Origin of the sequence: Kosakonia sacchari SP1 (assembly GCF_000300455.3) — a bacterium.
In the GTDB taxonomy this organism is placed as follows: domain Bacteria; phylum Pseudomonadota; class Gammaproteobacteria; order Enterobacterales; family Enterobacteriaceae; genus Kosakonia; species Kosakonia sacchari.
This window is the reverse complement of the sequence record NZ_CP007215.2, coordinates 1,434,103-1,449,128: the sequence shown is the minus strand read 5'-3', so window position 1 is coordinate 1,449,128 and position 15,026 is coordinate 1,434,103. Positions and strand designations below refer to the sequence as shown.

The window sequence follows — 15,026 nt, the reverse complement described above, 5'->3', positions numbered from 1 at the left end:
CCGTTGGGTGCGGAATTTGGTGGAGCTAAGCGGGATCGAACCGCTGACCTCTTGCATGCCATGCAAGCGCTCTCCCAGCTGAGCTATAGCCCCATCGCGTAAAGCGTGTCGTGTTGACGGGCGGCATAATATGAATTCCCTTGCCAGGTGTCAACGGCAAAATCGCGCGGCATTATTCAATCGCTGAAAAAGCATGCAAATGAAAGACATTGCGAACGCCCTCGCAGCCAGTAGTTAAACATGTCACATTTTCCCGTAAAATGGTGCTATAACATAAGCCATTAATTACCCTTACAACAATTCGGGAAATTACATGCTCAAGGAACGAATGACGCCAGAAGAGTTGGCCAGCCTTACAGGATATAGCCGACAAACCATCAATAAATGGGTGCGCAAAGAAGGCTGGGTGACTTCACCAAAACCCGGCGTACAAGGAGGTAAAGCCCGTCTGGTCCATATAAATGAACAAGTCCGCGCATTTATTCGCAGTGCTCAGCGCACTGAAGACCAACCCAAAGCCACGTTTACCGCCAGCGATACCTCACTCGAGGCATTATTAATCCGGCTGGCAAAAGAGATGACCGACGCGGAGCAAAAACAACTCTCTTCACTTTTATTACGCGACGGCATTACCGGCTTGTTGCAACGTCTGGGGCTCCGCGATCAAAAATAATATGATGAAATTACCTAACAAAATGACCACCGAAGAATTAGCGGAGTTTCTCGGCGTCGCCAGACAAACGGTGAATCGTTGGATCCGCCAGCAAGGTTGGGAAACAGAACCGTTACCCGGTGTAAAAGGCGGTCGCGCCAGGCTGATTCACCTCACGAAAGAGGTGCGCAGTTTCATTATGAAAACGCCTTCTATGCGCCATCATAATTCTTCCTATTCTATTGCCGAACCCGCGCCGGTTTACGCCAGTGGAAATAGCGCGCTGCATGAGATTATCAAAGTGCTGCAAAACATGACCGCTGAGGAACAAAAGCAGCTTTCGACGCTGCTGGCGCGCGAAGGTATTAGCGGGCTCTTGAGCCGTTTAGGTATCGAGAAAACGCTGGCAGAATAAAAAACGGCCTTATGCAGGCCGTTTTTTTGTCTGTTTTCCATCAATGGGTATGCTGATGATTCTCCCGCCGGTATGCACCCGGCGGCAGATTAAAGGTTCGGGTAAAGATGCGCGTAAACGTCTGCTGCGAATCAAAACCGTACTTCAGGCAAATATCGTAAACCCTCTGATCGGTATTACGTAAATCACGCGCAGCAAGAGATAATTTTCGCGTGCGAATATAGCGCCCCAGACTCTCCCCTTTGTAGTGCAAGAAAAGCCGTTGCAGATGCCATTTGGAATAGCCCGCATGCGCTGCAATATCATCAATACGTAACGGTTGATGGAGATTGTCGTCGATCCACTCGACGATGGTGTCGATAACCTGAGCGGAAATAGTCATACTGCGATCCCCCTCTGCTCTTCGATTAATAAACGGGTTTATTCCCACCAGGCGCGGAAAACTTGCGCAGTGTCAGCCGCAAGCACCGGTTCGCCCAGCCTCGGTGTCAATAAGCGATAGCTTTTGTCCCGGCTTGCTGCCGCCAGCCGTTTGTACGGATCGTCCCATGAGTGTTTTGCCAACACAAAACGCCCCGCATGGCCCGGCAGAACCGCGCGAGCATTAAGTTCCTGCGCTGCCAGAGCGCTCTCTTCTGGCATCATATGTATGTACTTCCAGTCCTCGTCGTACTGGCCATTTTCCATAATCGCCAGATCAACCACGCCAAACTGTTCGCCAATCGCTTTGAAATGCGGGCCATAGCCGCTATCGCCGCTGTAATAAACGTTTTGCGTAGCGGTAGTGAACATAAAGCTGGCCCACAATGTCTGATTACGTTTCAGACCGCGCCCGGAAAAGTGGCGCGCGGGTAAAACGTGCACGGCCAAATCGTCGCTCATTACCACTTTCTGCTGCCAGTCGGCTTCATGAATGATTGCCGGATCCATTCCCCAGTAGCGCAGGTGCGAGCCCACACCGAGCGGCGTCACCACTTTTTTGATTTTTGGCATCAGCGCCTTGATGGTGGCGTAATCCAGGTGGTCATAGTGATCGTGCGAAATAATCAGCAGATCGATCTCCGGCATGCTTTGCGCCGTCCAGAGATCGTTACCGGCAAACGCCTTATTGAGAAATGAAAACGGCGCCGCGTAATGACTCAGAATCGGATCGATCAGAATACGCTTGCCCGCCAGTTGTACATACCAGGACGAATGCCCCATCCACACCAGCGTATCCTGCTCAAGCGGCAGGCTGGCGAGATCGGTATGCACCGCCGGTAACGGCTGCTGCGGGCGCGCGTTCTCGCATTTAGTGACCAGAAAATCCCACCATGCTGCCAGCATATTTTTCTTTCCGGTGAAACCCGGAGTCGGCAACTGGTTTTGAAACTTCCCGTCACGATAATGCGGTGATTTTTCGACTTCAGTAAGCTGTTCGCCCTGCGGGAGTTGGCCAAATCCGGCATTCAGAACAAAAGGTAAACTTGCGGCAGAGGCAACGAGCATAACAAGAACCACGCTGAAAATGAGACGCTTCATATCCTGACCCGACAAAATCGATCCATTCCGTAGATACGACGCTGGTTAAACTTGATTATGAGTGAGTAAGCACTCATTATAGAAAACAACGCTCAACCGTCAAGATCATTTTTTTCTTTGACATTCGACGTTGCAGCGTTACAGAGGGCATGTTTCAATCGTGGTTTTTACAATGTGAGAGGAAAAGTGTAGTGGCTCGTCCAAAGAGTGAAGATAAAAAACTGGCGTTACTGGAAGCGGCTACCGAAGCCATTGCACAGTCGGGGATCGCTGCCTCCACTGCGTTAATCGCCCGTAATGCGGGTGTCGCGGAAGGGACGCTGTTTCGCTACTTCGCCACCAAAGACGATCTGCTCAACGCGCTTTACCTGCATCTGAAAAGCGATCTGTGCGGCACGATGCTGGCGAATATCGATCTCTCAATCAACGATTCCAGGCACCACACGCAATGCATCTGGAACAGCTATATCGACTGGGGGATCCGTCACCCAAATGGTCACTGTGCCGTGCGCCAGATTGCCGTCAGCGACAAACTCACCGACGCAACCCGCCAGCAAGTCGCGGAAATTTTTCCGGAGCTGCATGAGCTATGCCATCGTTCGGTGCGACCGGTATTTTTGACCGATGAATACTCCCCTTTTGGCGATGCGATTTTCCTGTCGATGGCGGACACCACGATCACCTTCGCCAGCCGGGACGCTTCTCGCATCACCGAGTTTAAGCGCCTTGGCTTCGAAGCCATGTGGCGTGCGCTGGCGATTGAGGACATTAATGGACAGTAAAACCCTGCAAGCGAGCGCGCACCGTATCGCGCTCGAACTGCCATTCACCGAACATTGCTGGCCGTTTGGTCCGGAACATGACGTGTTCAAAGTGTGCGGGAAGATTTTTATGATGACCACCATCGCGCACGGCAGGCCGATGGTGACGATGAAAGCCGAGCCGCAAAAATCCCTGCTCAACCAGCAGATCTACCCCAGCATTGAGCCGGGGTATCACATGAACAAAAAACACTGGATTTCTATATTCGCAGGCGACGACATCGATGAATCGCTGCTCGCGTTCCTGATTCAGGAATCATGGGATCGCGTGGTCAACGGCTTGCCACGCAAAGATCAAAAACGCCTGCGCCCTTAAGCGTTGTCCGCCAGCCAGCTCAACGCCTTTTCACCGGCTTCATCCACCGGCAGATACACCAGCAACCGCGAGCCGTTACGTGGTGCTGAGTACCAGTACATTTGCTGAAGAGAAAACTCGCCAAGCTGCGGATGGTTAAAGATTTTTATCTTATTTTCCACGCCGCGCACGTCCAGATGCTTACGCCACAACGCTTCAAACTCCGCCGATGCCGCACAAAACCGCGCCAGCTTCGCTTCCCACACCGCATCGCCCCGGTGCTCGGCCATGGCCGCGCGGAAATAGGCAACAAAGGTCTGTAATACGCTCTCATCATAGCCAAGCCGGGTACGCCATTGCGGATGGGTGAGATAGAGATAAATACAGTTGCGATCTTCTTCGGGGATTTCGCTGAAATTAACGCCCATCAGGCGCTCAAAACCGACGTTCCACGCCACAATGTCAAAGTTGGTTTTCTGAATACTGGCCGGTTGCGGCAACAGGCTGTCCAGCAAGCGCCGGGTGCCTTCACTGATACCTTCACACTGCGGCGTATTCAGTGCTTCCGTTGGCGTTAGCCCGGCAAGCAAAAACAGATGGCGGGTTTCCGTTGGCGAGCATTGCAAAGCCGCAGCAATTGCCTGCAACACGGTAGCGGAAGGATTGACGTCCCTGCCCTGTTCGAGCCAGGTGTACCAGGTGACGCCAACATCTGCCAGCAGCGCCACCTCTTCACGCCGCAGCCCCGGCGTACGCCGGCGCGTACTGCGCGGCAGCCCCAGCCGTTGCGGATCGAGGCTTTCCCGCCGCGCACGCAAAAATGCACCAAGCTGTTTACGGTTCTCATCCAGCACCGTCAGTTCCGGAAGCTTTTCGACCATCAACGTCATAACAATCTCCAGCATGGTAGTGCCAGTACCAGTATAGGCAAGAACTGGTACCCGTTTTTCTGTTAAGCGATGCTACGTCCATCCGATGAATGACGCAATGGAGTTACCATGAAAACGTCTGCTGTTTCTCCGGGCCGGGCAGGCCTGATCCTTCTGCTGACCGGGCAGATGCTGCCATTGATTGACACATCAATTACCAATGTCGCGCTCGATTCCATCACCCTCTCGCTGCACACCTCTGCCACGCAGCTGGCGCTGATTGTCGCGCTGTACGGCGTGGCTTTCGCCGTCTGTCTGGCGATGGGCAGCAAACTGGGGGACAACTTCGGGCGCAGGCGGGTGTTCTTATGGGGCGTGGCCCTGTTTGGTATCGCTTCGCTGTTGTGCGGGCTGGCAAATTCGGTTTCCACACTGCTTGGCGCGCGAACACTGCAAGGCATGGGCGCGGCGCTGATTGTGCCGCAGATCCTCGCAACGTTGCATGTCACGCTAAAAGGCACAGCCCACGCGCGCGCCATCAGCCTCTACGGCGGTATTGGCGGCGTGGCGTTTATCATCGGGCAGATGGGCGGCGGCTGGCTGGTCTCAGCCGATATCGCCGGTCTTGGCTGGCGTAACGCCTTTTTTATCAATGTACCCATTTGCCTGTTAGTGCTGGCGCTCAGCCGCCGCTATGTGCCGGAAACCCGGAGCGAAACGCACACGCGCATTGACTGGCAAGGCACGGTCACGCTGGCGATGATCCTCTGCTGTCTGCTGTTCCCGCTAGCGCTTGGTCCGGAATTGCACTGGCCGTGGGAAACGAAAGCTGCGCTGCTGGCGCTGATTCCGCTGGCATGGTGGATGCGTACAAGCGCATTAAAACAGCAGCAAGCGGGTTTAATGCCGCTGTTGCCACCGCGCTTGCTCAAACTGCACAGCATCCGTTTCGGGCTGCTGATTGCCTTGCTGTTCTTTAGCGCGTGGTCGGGTTTTATGTTCTGTATGGCGCTCACGTTGCAAGCCGGAATGGGCATGACGCCGTATCAGTCGGGCAACAGTTTCGTCGCGCTGGGTGTCGCCTATTTTGTCTCTGCCTGGTATGCGCCAAAACTGATTGGTCGCTATAGCATGCGCACCATTTTGCTCACCGGGCTGATGATCCAGGTCAGCGGCCTGCTGGCATTAATTGCTACCCTGCAGCTCTCCGGGCGAATGGTGGGTGCGCTGGCACTTGCGCCGTCTACCGCGCTGATTGGCTATGGCCAGGCGTTGATTGTGAATAGCTTTTACCGCATTGGCATGCGCGATATCACCACTCAGGATGCAGGCGCAGGTAGCGCCCTGCTTAGCACGTTGCAACAAGCGACACTCGGCCTGGGCCCGGCAGTGCTCGGTGGGTTGTTTTTGCATCTTGTCGGCCAGTCGCAAGGCAACTACAGCACGGCGCTGAGTGGTTTTCTGGCAACAGAAGTGGTGATGATGCTGGTGCTGGCGGCAGCGGCAGTAAGCGCACGCCATCAACTGGCGCCGCGCTGCCCGGCTAACTCCTGATTAGCGCTATCCGCAGGCGTAAAAAGGGGATAATGTTATCCCCTTGTTAACAAAGGGAGCGCCGTAGTGGAACTTGATATTTACCAGGTGGATGCGTTCAGTACGCGGCCTTTTTCCGGTAACCCGGCAGCGGTATGTATTACACCGCAGGGGCTGGAAGCTGCGTTAATGCAGCAGATAGCCGAAGAGATGGCGGTATCCGAAACCGCGTTTTTAAACCTTGCGGACAATAACCTGCGCTGGTTTACGCCGCAGGCCGAAGTTGATTTATGCGGCCACGGCACGCTGGCAACCGCGCATATTCTGCGCCAGAACGGGCGGCTTGCCGAAGGCGATGCTATCACCTTTCACACCCTTTCTGGCCCGCTGACGGCAACCGCCGTGGCGCAAGGCATTGAGCTTGATTTCCCGCTACTGACACCGCAAATGGAACCCGAAGCGCCAGCGGAATTACTGAAGGCACTCGGGCTGGCGCATGAACAGGTGCGTGGTTACGGTTTGTTCGGCGCGAAACAACTGGTGGTGATCGAGGATGCGCAGTTAGTTTACGCACTCAAACCTGCTTTTGCGGCGCTTCGCGCCTTACCAGGCCGCGGCGTGGCAGTCACCGCGCCCGGTCAGGATGAGTATGATTGCGTGTCGCGCTACTTCGCCCCGTGGGTAGGAGTGAATGAGGATCCGGTGACCGGCTCTGCGCACTGTGCGCTGGCGGCCTACTGGTCGGCGCGGCTGGGTAAGCGCTCGCTTACCGCCTACCAGGCCTCAACGCGCGGCGGCGTTTTAGCGCTGGCGCTCAGGGAAAAGGGACGCGTGCTGATCGGCGGCGGCGCGCATACGGTGCTGGCTGGAACGTTACGGCTTTGACGGTAAACGCGTAATCATCCGCCAGCGGAACCAAATCTGCGCCAGCAGGATCAACACACCGCCAAGGATTTTTTGTAGCGGTAAGCGCTCACCGTACCAAATCGAAGCGGCAATCACCGTCAGTAGCGGCTCCAGTACCATAATGATGGCCGCGCTGGCGACAGCGGCATATTTTTGCCCTTGTAGTTGCAAGCCAAAGCGCAGGCTGGTGGCAATTAAAATGCTTGCCGCCAGCCACATCGCCGTGGTGCTGGTAAAGGGTTGCGTCCAGGACTCAAACAACGCAGAAATCACCAGCCCGGCAATGCCGGTGATCGCCAGTTGTACCGCCGTGAGCGGCAGCAGCGGTACTTCTCTGGCACAACGGCTGGTGTAGCAAAAATAGATCGACTGCACGAACGCCGTCAGCAAAAACCAGCCCTGGCTGGCATGAAACGTGATGGGCATGTGCAGGCTCAGCAGCGCTAAGCCAACAATGGCAACCGGCAAACATTCCCAGTAGGCGCGCGCCGGGCGGTTTTTTAGCATCACCCAGGCCACCAGCGGCACGAACAGCATCGACAGGCTCATGATAAATGCCCCCTCGCCCAGCGATGGCGTGGTCGACACCGACCAGATCCACAGGCAGAGGTTGAGCGCCATCCATAATCCGCTTATCACTACCTGGCGCACTTTTTCCAGCGCAATGCGTTGCCCACGGCAAAACGGCAACAGCACCAGCGCCGCGCCAAAAAAGCGCAGCCCAAGGAAGGCGAAAACCGGCATCCCGCTAATGGCTTCGCGCGAGAAAATCCACCCGCAGGCGGCGATCACTGTGGTCAGAACCAGAAATAAATCAGCTTGTCGTTGCCGGGTCATGGCAAGGCTCCCTGAGCAATAAAAAAGCCAGCGCGGCGGCTGGCGAAATCTTTACGGACATCATGCCTGAAATGTCAGGCGCTGGCGCGGGAAATATAACGCCAGTCCATGATTACGCTTTCTGGCAGGCTGTCCGGGTTATCAATGCGGTTCAGCAACAGCCGGACGGCTTCGCGCCCCATCGCCTGCGAAGGTTGCTCAATGGTGCTGAGCGGCGGGGTAACCATCTCTGCCAGTTCAGTGCCATCGAAACCGACCACTGCGATATCCTGCGGCATTGTCAGCCCGGCTTCATGGATCGCCAGCAGCGCCCCGGCGGCCAGCGTATCGGAAACGGCAAACACCGCATCCGGACGTTCCGGCGCACTTAGCAGGTGCTGCATCGCGGTTTTCCCGGCGCTGAAACTCAAATCGCGGGCGTACGCCACGTTTTCATAGCCCAGGTGTTTTGCCTGTAAACCGCTCCGATAGCCGCGTTCACGCAGCCGGGCATATTTATAACTCAGATCGTGGTTAATCATGGCAATGCGCTGGCAGCCGCGCTCAACTAAGCGGTCAATCACGCAGCAGGCGGCGTCGACATCATTAATGCCGACGCAGGAGACGTCGCCGTTATCGGCGTACTCGGCACATTGCACCCAGGGCGCAGCGCCAATCATGGTGGCCAGTTCCGGCAATTTCGCACATGCATCCATGGTGATGATGCCGTCAACAATCTTGCCCGACAGCAATTTGAGCGCTGAGCGCGAGCGCGCTATATCTGCACCGGAGTTACACAGCAGGATGCGATACCCGTTTTTTTCCGCCTCTTCTTCAATGCCCTTCACCACTTCGGCGCAAAACGGGTTAGCGATGTTAGAGACCAACACCAGAATCATTGAGCTGCGCGCAGTGCGCAACTGGCGGGCTAATAAGTTGGGTTGGTACTGGCACGCCTTGATGGCCTGCAATACGCGTTCGCGATTTTTCGGCTTCACTGATTCGCTGTTATTCAACACCCGTGAAACCGTTGCAACGGAAACGCCCGCCATCCTGGCAATTTTCTGAATGGACATAACAACAATATATTCTGCGATTGACCATAAGACCCGAGGCTATCACAGTTTAGACATAGACATCATCCCCCGTCCGGCAGGCCGCAGCCCACCGGATCTGATAGGGAATCGTGTGAGTTACCCGCGCTTCGGCGTGCGACGCAGCAGTTTGAAAGCGACAAACAGGAACACAATCCACACCGGCAGCAACACCGCTGACAGGCGCATATCGTCCATCGTGCACATCAAAACCAGGATCATCAGCATGAAGCCAATGCACAGATAGTTGCCCGCCGGGAAGAGCAGCGCTTTAAACTGCGGATCGCGCCCTTTGCGGCGCATCGCCGCGCGGAATTTCAGGTGCGCCAGCGAAATCATGATCCAGTTCAGCAGCAACGTCGCCACCACCAGCGCCATCAGCATGGCGAAGGCTTTTTGCGGTAGCAGATAGTTAACCAATACCACCAGCGAGGTGATAGCTCCTGAGAGGAACAGGGAATTCACCGGCACGCCACGGCGGCTGACGCGTGTTAAAAACGCCGGTGCGTTGCCCTGTACCGACAAACCAAACAGCATACGGCTATTGGAATAGACACCGCTGTTATAGACTGACAGGGAAGCCACCAGAATGACGAAATTGAGCGCAGATGCCACCAGATTGCTGTCCAGTTCGTGGAAAATCATCACAAACGGGCTGCTGTTGGCTTTGACGTCAATCCACGGATAAAGCGCCAGTAGCACGACCAGCGAGCCGATATAGAAGAGTAAAATGCGGTACACGACCTGGTTCACCGCTTTCGGAATGGTGGTGTGCGGCTCGCTGGCTTCGGCGGCGGTAATGCCGATCAGCTCCAGGCCGCCAAAAGAGAACATAATCACTGCCAGCGCGAGAATAAGCCCGTGCCAGCCGGTGGCGAAAAAGCCGTTATAGCGCCAGAGGTTATCGAAGCTGGCGCGCTCACCGCCATGGCCGGTAAACAGCATCCACAAGCCAAAACCAATCATGCCGATAATCGCCAGCACTTTAATCAGCGCAAACCAGAACTCGGTTTCGCCATACAAGCGCACGTTAACGAGGTTGACGGCGTTGATGATGACAAAGAAAGCGGCGGCCCAAATCCAGGTTGGCACGTCCGGGAACCAGTACTGCATGTAAATACCGGCGGCGGTCAGTTCCGCCATTCCCACCAGCACAAACATCGCCCAGTAGTTCCAGCCAGAAAGAAAGCCCGCGAACGGCCCCCAGTATTTATAGGCAAAATGGGAAAATGAACCGGACACCGGCTCTTCAACCACCATTTCACCAAGCTGGCGCATAATCAGAAAAGCGATAACGCCGGCAATGCCGTAGCCCAGCAACACGGCTGGCCCGGCCATCTGAATCGCGGGGCCAATGCCCAGAAAAAGGCCGGTGCCAATCGCGCCGCCCAGCGCAATCAGCTGAATATGGCGGTTTTTTAAACCTCGTTGTAGTGTCGGCCCTGCTTCCGACGCGGCATCGGTGCTGCTTCCCGCTGCCTGTGACGCGTTTTTCACGTCCTTCCCCTTTGTGGTTTCATTTAAAGGGGCACCTTTTAACATCTCCGTTGTGGGCTGGCAAGAAATGAACCCTAAGCGGCAACGCGCAAAACGTGCACTTGCGTTTAAACCGTCAGGATCTCAATATCCTCTGCGCGAAAGGATTGATGCAGCGCTTTGCTGAGATCGGTTTCGACCACCAGCACATCGATCTGCTGGCTGGCAGCCACAATGTAACGGGCGACGGCCGGGATCTTATTTGCCGTTAATGCCACCACCACCTGGTTGCTGCGGGCGATCACCGCCTTTTTAAATTCGCAGTCGGCGTAATCAAATCCACTCAGCCCCATTTCCGGCGACATTGCGCAGCCACCGATAAACGCCTGATCGAAAATGATCCCGTTAAGCTGACTGATGGCCGGTGCGCCGACGCAACCGCCAGTGCTGCTCTGCACCAGCCCCCCCAGCATGATCACTTCGCAGCGCGGATGTTTACACGCAACAGCGGCGATTTCCGGTGAGTTAGTCACTACTGTCAGGTTTAACTCTGGCGGCAGTGCTCTCGCCAGCTCAAGGTTGGTGGTACCGGTATCAATAAAGATGCAGGTGCCGGGTTTAAGCAGTTGCACGCAGCGTTGCGCGAGGAGGCTTTTTGTTGCTCGATCCTGCTCTTTTCTTTGCGTAAAGCTCCCGGCGGTCGCCAGTTGCAATACCGCGCCGCCATAGACCTTTTTGCAGACTCCCGCTTTACTCAGTTCCTGCAAATCGCGGCGAATGGTGTGCTCAGAAACCTGCAATTCAACGGCTAACTCCGCACAGACTACCCGTCCCTGCGCCTGAAGACGCTGGCGGATCAGATCTTGTCGTTGGTCCGGGAAAGCTGCATAATCGAGCATAAATCCTCTTTATAAAATCCACATCGAGCAATAATGAGCATAATCATGCAAATGCATCACGCTGTCAATTAACAACCCCTACGCCCTGGAGGTCACCTTGAACATTGCCCATGTCGCACTCTGGACACGCCATCTCGACGCACAGCGCGCATTTTGGCGCGACTTTTTTTCCGCCACCAGCAATAAGAAATATGTCAGTCAAAACCGCGCCGGTTTTGCATCCTATTTTATGTCACTGCACAACGGGCCAACCATTGAACTCATGACCGTGCCGGAGCTGGCCGATGCGCCGAACGCCGCAGAATTTGTTGGCTGGGCGCACATTGCAATTAATGTCGGAGATGTCGGGGCGGTGGATGAGATGGCAGAAAAAGCCCGTCAGCAGGGCCGGTTAGCCAGCGCTGCGCGATGGACGGGGGATGGTTTTTATGAAGCCGTGATTCTGGACCCGGATAATAACCGTATCGAACTGGTTGCCAGTTAAGAAAGGCAGAGAGCCTGTTGCCAGGCTCCCTGTTGAGGTTACGCTTCGAGGCGGAACTGATGCACCGTCTGCGCCAGTTGCTGCGCCTGATCTTCAAGTGAAGTTGCTGCCGCAGCCATTTGCTGCACCAGCGAGGCGTTTTGTTGCGTGACCCCGTCCATTTCATTGACGGCAATTGTCACCTGGCTAATGCCTTTGGCCTGCTCATCCGAGGCGCTGACAATCTCATTGATGATGGTCTGCACGGAATTCACCGCCTGCGTCATCTCCTGCATGGTGTGACCGGCGTCGTTCACCAGCTGCACCCCGGCTTCGACGCGTTTGCTGGACTCCTCAATCAACGCGCCGATATCTTTGACCGCATCGGCGCTGCGCTGCGCCAGGTTGCGCACTTCAGACGCCACCACCGCAAAGCCACGCCCTTGTTCACCAGCACGCGCCGCCTCTACCGCGGCGTTCAACGCCAGGATATTGGTCTGGAAAGCGATGCTGTTGATGATCGCCGTGATATCGCCGATTTTCTTCGCGCTGTCGTCAATTTTCGCCATCGTTTCCACTACCTGGCCGACCAGCGTTTCACCCCGGCTGGCAATTTGCGTGGCATTGGCGGTCAGCGCCGTCGCCTGGTGGGCGTTGGCGGCGTTATGTTTCACCGTGGCGCTAAACTGCTCCATACTGGCGGCGGTCTGCTCCAGCGCTGCAGCCTGCTGTTCAGTACGTGAAGAGAGGTTAATGTTGCCGCTGACAATCTCGCCGGCCCCCTGACGCACTGAGTCACTGGCTTCTTTGATCTGCCCGACAATCTGCCGTAGCTGCGCCTGCATGGTATGCAGGGCATAGAATAGGCTGCTGCGATCGTTACCTTTCACCGGGATGGTGTTATCGAGTTTGCCGTCCGCAACCGCTAGGGCGATATTCGCCCCTTCCAGCGGCTCGCCACCAATCGGTTTCAACACTTTACGGCTGAAGATCAGGCCGAGCAGCGTACACACCAACAGAATGCTGATAACCCCCAGAACAATGGCGTACGTCAGTTGACGGTTGGCCGCCGCCATCACCGAACTCACCGGCGCAACGACGCCGAGATACCAGTTATCGGTACTGTTGCCGATTGACACTGGTTGCCAGGTAATCAGCGCTTTTTCGCCGAGGATCGGATCATCTTGTTCCACCACATTACTGGTAAAGCCATCCGTTTTACCGGGGTACGGCTTGCTGGTCAGGTTTTTATCCGGGTAGGAAATCACCTTCCCGGCAGTAGAGAGCAGCACCGCATAGCCGCCCCCTTCCCACGGCTTAATCTGATTCACTTTCTGCTGCAATGAGGCCAGCGAGATATCCGATGTCACAACGGCATGCAGTTTGCCACCGCTGACAATCGGTGCTGCCACTGAGGTCAGCAGCGTCGGCACACCGTTATAGGCATAGCTGTAAGGCTCAATTAACGTGTCTTTCTGGCTTTTTTGCGGCAGCAGATAGTAGTCGCCCTGACCTGGCGTAAAGATCGATGTTAACGGGTGGAGCTTAAAATTACCGGATTGATCGTGATCGACAAAGAAGGCGTAGCGGCCTTTGGGTGCCTGATCGGGTTTATCCGCGAACTCGGCATCGCGACCGTCATAAGCGTTGTCTTCAAAAATAACCGAGATAGAGAGATAGTCAGGATTATCGCGCAGGGCGGAGATAAGCAGTTTATCTGCCGCCTGGCGGTCAGTTATCCCGGCTTCTGGCAAGGCAATCATACTGTGACCGAGGTTATGCGCCACATCACGGGCATAATTCAGCTGTTGCTGGACAGTCAGCGCCTGGCTTTCCGCAATTTTTTGCAGATATTGTTCGGCGAGGTGTTTTTGTTCACTGCTGGACTGCCAGCTCAGTACCCCGATGGTTACCACAAAACCGAGGGTGATGGTGATGGCTCCCGTCAGCAACATTTGCGCGCGGGTGCTCATTTTTTTGGTCACAAATTCTCTGGCCATTACGGCTCTCCTGGAGTCAGCCTTTTACATCATCTTCCTTTCAGCACGAACTCCCTGTGAGATCTCTATCGGCGGTTATTTTTTGATCTTTAATTGTTAGTGAAAGTGTTATTGCGCGGTAAAAACGCTTTTTAAAGCGAGAAACGGCAGCCTGCATGGACCAGGGAATGTAGTGGCAGTTAACTTGTCGGTCGCCGTGGATTACAACAGAGCTTTACGCTGAGGACGCGAGAGATCACGATTTCGATTAAGGCTCAAGAACGCAAGAGAGGCAGCCCCGGCAGCACGCCAGGGCGGGAGGGATTAGCCGCGATCGTCTTTCGGGCCGAGGAAATAGAACCCAAAAGGGAGCGAACCAATGATGGTGAACATCAGACTGTAGATGGCAACCCATGCGCCCTGCATGATAAACATCGTTACCGTCCAGGATTCCATCGGCAAATTGTACTGATCTTCAACGCCCTCGAAGGTCACTTTCGAAATGACGCTCACGGCAACCAGGAATACAATCACCACCGCAATGATAAATTTTTTCCCCTCGCGGGTACGCAATTTTTCCAGCATATAAACCTCCTGTCATGTGGCTTTTCTGTGCCGCGAGTGTAACCGATCTGCTGCCTGGTTGTTGTGAAAAATCAGGAAAAAGGCCATTTGCGCGAAACCATGACAAACCCTTGTGACACCTCATCGTGCTGCTTTTAGCCATTAACACGGAGAAAACAATGAGTAAGGAAATCCCGATACGCTGCTTTTCCATATCCCTGTTTGTGCTGTGCAACTTTGCTGCGGGCTGGCGCGTTCTGCTGCTTAAACGCAGCGGTAACATGCTCAACGGTCAGTGGTGCCAGATTGCGGGCGGCATCGAACACGCTGAAACGGCCTGGCAAACCGCGTTGCGTGAAGCCCGGGAAGAGACGGGCTTGCAGCTTAGCGAACTCTATTCCGCCGACTGCTGCGAGCAGTTTTACGAAGCGCACCGCGACGCCATCACCGTCGCGCCGGTGTTTGTTGCGTACGTCGATGAAGCCTGCGAGATAACGCTCAACCACGAGCACAGCGAATACCGCTGGGTCAGCTTTGCTGACGCCCACGAATTGCTTACTTTTCCAGGCCAGCGCAAAACACTCGACTGGGTAAAAACGCATTTCGCGGATAGCTCGCCCTCGCCGCTGCTAAAAATGCCTTCCACGCTTTAAGCGCGCCTTTTTTATACTATTTTTATCGCCGCGTATTTCCTTTTTACGCGGCGTTTATATCAAAATAAAA

17 protein-coding genes and 1 tRNA gene are annotated in these 15,026 nt (G+C 55.0%); 8 read left to right on the top strand and 10 right to left on the bottom strand.

What is annotated here, in order from left to right:
- Positions 1-17 precede the first annotated feature (17 nt).
- Positions 18-93, bottom strand: a tRNA-Ala gene (locus C813_RS29940).
- Positions 94-313: 220 nt separating this feature from the next.
- Between C813_RS29940 and C813_RS29935 the strand changes: the two genes are divergently transcribed.
- Positions 314-673, top strand: a complete 360-nt coding sequence (locus C813_RS29935; protein WP_017458675.1) for a YfeC-like transcriptional regulator — start codon at positions 314-316, stop codon at positions 671-673.
- A gap of 1 nt (position 674) precedes the next feature.
- Entirely contained in the window at positions 675-1,067 is a 393-nt protein-coding gene (locus C813_RS29930) for a YfeC-like transcriptional regulator (protein WP_017458676.1), read from the top strand.
- A 40-nt stretch (positions 1,068-1,107) separates the two neighbouring features.
- Here the strand turns inward: C813_RS29930 and C813_RS29925 are convergent, their stop codons facing one another.
- Together C813_RS29925 and C813_RS29920 are read right to left on the bottom strand one after the other, a co-directional pair.
- Positions 1,108-1,449: a RamA family antibiotic efflux transcriptional regulator gene (locus tag C813_RS29925; RefSeq protein WP_017458677.1), complete on the bottom strand. Its 342-nt coding sequence runs from the start codon at positions 1,447-1,449 to the stop codon at positions 1,108-1,110.
- A 38-nt stretch (positions 1,450-1,487) separates the two neighbouring features.
- Positions 1,488-2,603, bottom strand: a complete 1,116-nt coding sequence (locus C813_RS29920) for an MBL fold metallo-hydrolase (RefSeq protein WP_025263892.1) — start codon at positions 2,601-2,603, stop codon at positions 1,488-1,490.
- 176 nt (positions 2,604-2,779) lie between these two features.
- Between C813_RS29920 and C813_RS29915 the strand changes: the two genes are divergently transcribed.
- Together C813_RS29915 and C813_RS29910 are read left to right on the top strand one after the other, a co-directional pair.
- Positions 2,780-3,370, top strand: a complete 591-nt coding sequence (locus tag C813_RS29915; protein WP_017458679.1) for a TetR/AcrR family transcriptional regulator — start codon at positions 2,780-2,782, stop codon at positions 3,368-3,370.
- Entirely contained in the window at positions 3,360-3,725 is a 366-nt protein-coding gene (locus C813_RS29910; RefSeq protein ID WP_017458680.1) for an MmcQ/YjbR family DNA-binding protein, read from the top strand. The genes C813_RS29915 and C813_RS29910 overlap by 11 nt, the downstream gene beginning before the upstream one ends.
- On the opposite strand, the gene C813_RS29905 is transcribed toward C813_RS29910, so the two are convergent.
- On the bottom strand, positions 3,722-4,594 hold the full coding sequence (locus C813_RS29905; protein WP_025263891.1) for a helix-turn-helix transcriptional regulator: 873 nt from the start codon (positions 4,592-4,594) through the stop codon (positions 3,722-3,724). The two genes, C813_RS29910 and C813_RS29905, sit on opposite strands and share 4 nt — an antisense overlap.
- 108 nt (positions 4,595-4,702) lie before the next feature.
- Here C813_RS29905 and C813_RS29900 point away from each other — a divergent pair, with 108 nt between their 5' ends.
- Complete coding sequence (locus tag C813_RS29900; RefSeq protein ID WP_017458682.1) at positions 4,703-6,127, top strand: MFS transporter; 1,425 nt, start codon at positions 4,703-4,705, stop codon at positions 6,125-6,127.
- Between the two features lie 66 nt (positions 6,128-6,193).
- On the top strand, positions 6,194-6,991 hold the full coding sequence (locus tag C813_RS29895; RefSeq protein ID WP_017458683.1) for a PhzF family phenazine biosynthesis protein: 798 nt from the start codon (positions 6,194-6,196) through the stop codon (positions 6,989-6,991).
- Here the strand turns inward: C813_RS29895 and C813_RS29890 are convergent.
- The 4 genes from C813_RS29890 to C813_RS29875 form a co-directional block, all read right to left on the bottom strand.
- Positions 6,980-7,849: a DMT family transporter gene (locus C813_RS29890; RefSeq protein WP_017458684.1), complete on the bottom strand. Its 870-nt coding sequence runs from the start codon at positions 7,847-7,849 to the stop codon at positions 6,980-6,982. The two genes, C813_RS29895 and C813_RS29890, sit on opposite strands and share 12 nt — an antisense overlap.
- Before the next feature lie 74 nt (positions 7,850-7,923).
- On the bottom strand, positions 7,924-8,904 hold the full coding sequence (locus tag C813_RS29885) for a LacI family DNA-binding transcriptional regulator (RefSeq protein ID WP_017458685.1): 981 nt from the start codon (positions 8,902-8,904) through the stop codon (positions 7,924-7,926).
- A 117-nt stretch (positions 8,905-9,021) separates the two neighbouring features.
- Positions 9,022-10,419, bottom strand: coding sequence for a phenylalanine transporter (gene pheP, locus C813_RS29880; RefSeq protein WP_096325423.1), 1,398 nt, complete (start codon positions 10,417-10,419; stop codon positions 9,022-9,024).
- A 107-nt stretch (positions 10,420-10,526) separates the two neighbouring features.
- Positions 10,527-11,297, bottom strand: coding sequence for a DeoR/GlpR family DNA-binding transcription regulator (locus C813_RS29875; RefSeq protein WP_017458687.1), 771 nt, complete (start codon positions 11,295-11,297; stop codon positions 10,527-10,529).
- Positions 11,298-11,394: 97 nt separating this feature from the next.
- Here C813_RS29875 and C813_RS29870 point away from each other — a divergent pair, with 97 nt between their 5' ends.
- The gene (locus C813_RS29870; RefSeq protein WP_017458688.1) at positions 11,395-11,781 is read left to right on the top strand and encodes a VOC family protein; all 387 of its coding nucleotides are present in this window, start codon (positions 11,395-11,397) and stop codon (positions 11,779-11,781) included.
- A gap of 38 nt (positions 11,782-11,819) precedes the next feature.
- Here the strand turns inward: C813_RS29870 and C813_RS29865 are convergent, their stop codons facing one another.
- Both C813_RS29865 and C813_RS29860 read right to left on the bottom strand, forming a co-directional pair.
- Entirely contained in the window at positions 11,820-13,760 is a 1,941-nt protein-coding gene (locus C813_RS29865; RefSeq protein WP_017458689.1) for a methyl-accepting chemotaxis protein, read from the bottom strand.
- Between the two features lie 303 nt (positions 13,761-14,063).
- The gene (locus C813_RS29860) at positions 14,064-14,324 is read right to left on the bottom strand and encodes a DUF2534 family protein (protein WP_017458690.1); all 261 of its coding nucleotides are present in this window, start codon (positions 14,322-14,324) and stop codon (positions 14,064-14,066) included.
- 158 nt (positions 14,325-14,482) lie between these two features.
- Between C813_RS29860 and C813_RS29855 the strand changes: the two genes are divergently transcribed.
- A complete protein-coding gene (locus tag C813_RS29855) occupies positions 14,483-14,956 on the top strand; it encodes an NUDIX hydrolase (RefSeq protein ID WP_017458691.1) in 474 nt (157 codons plus the stop codon).
- Positions 14,957-15,026 lie beyond the last annotated feature (70 nt).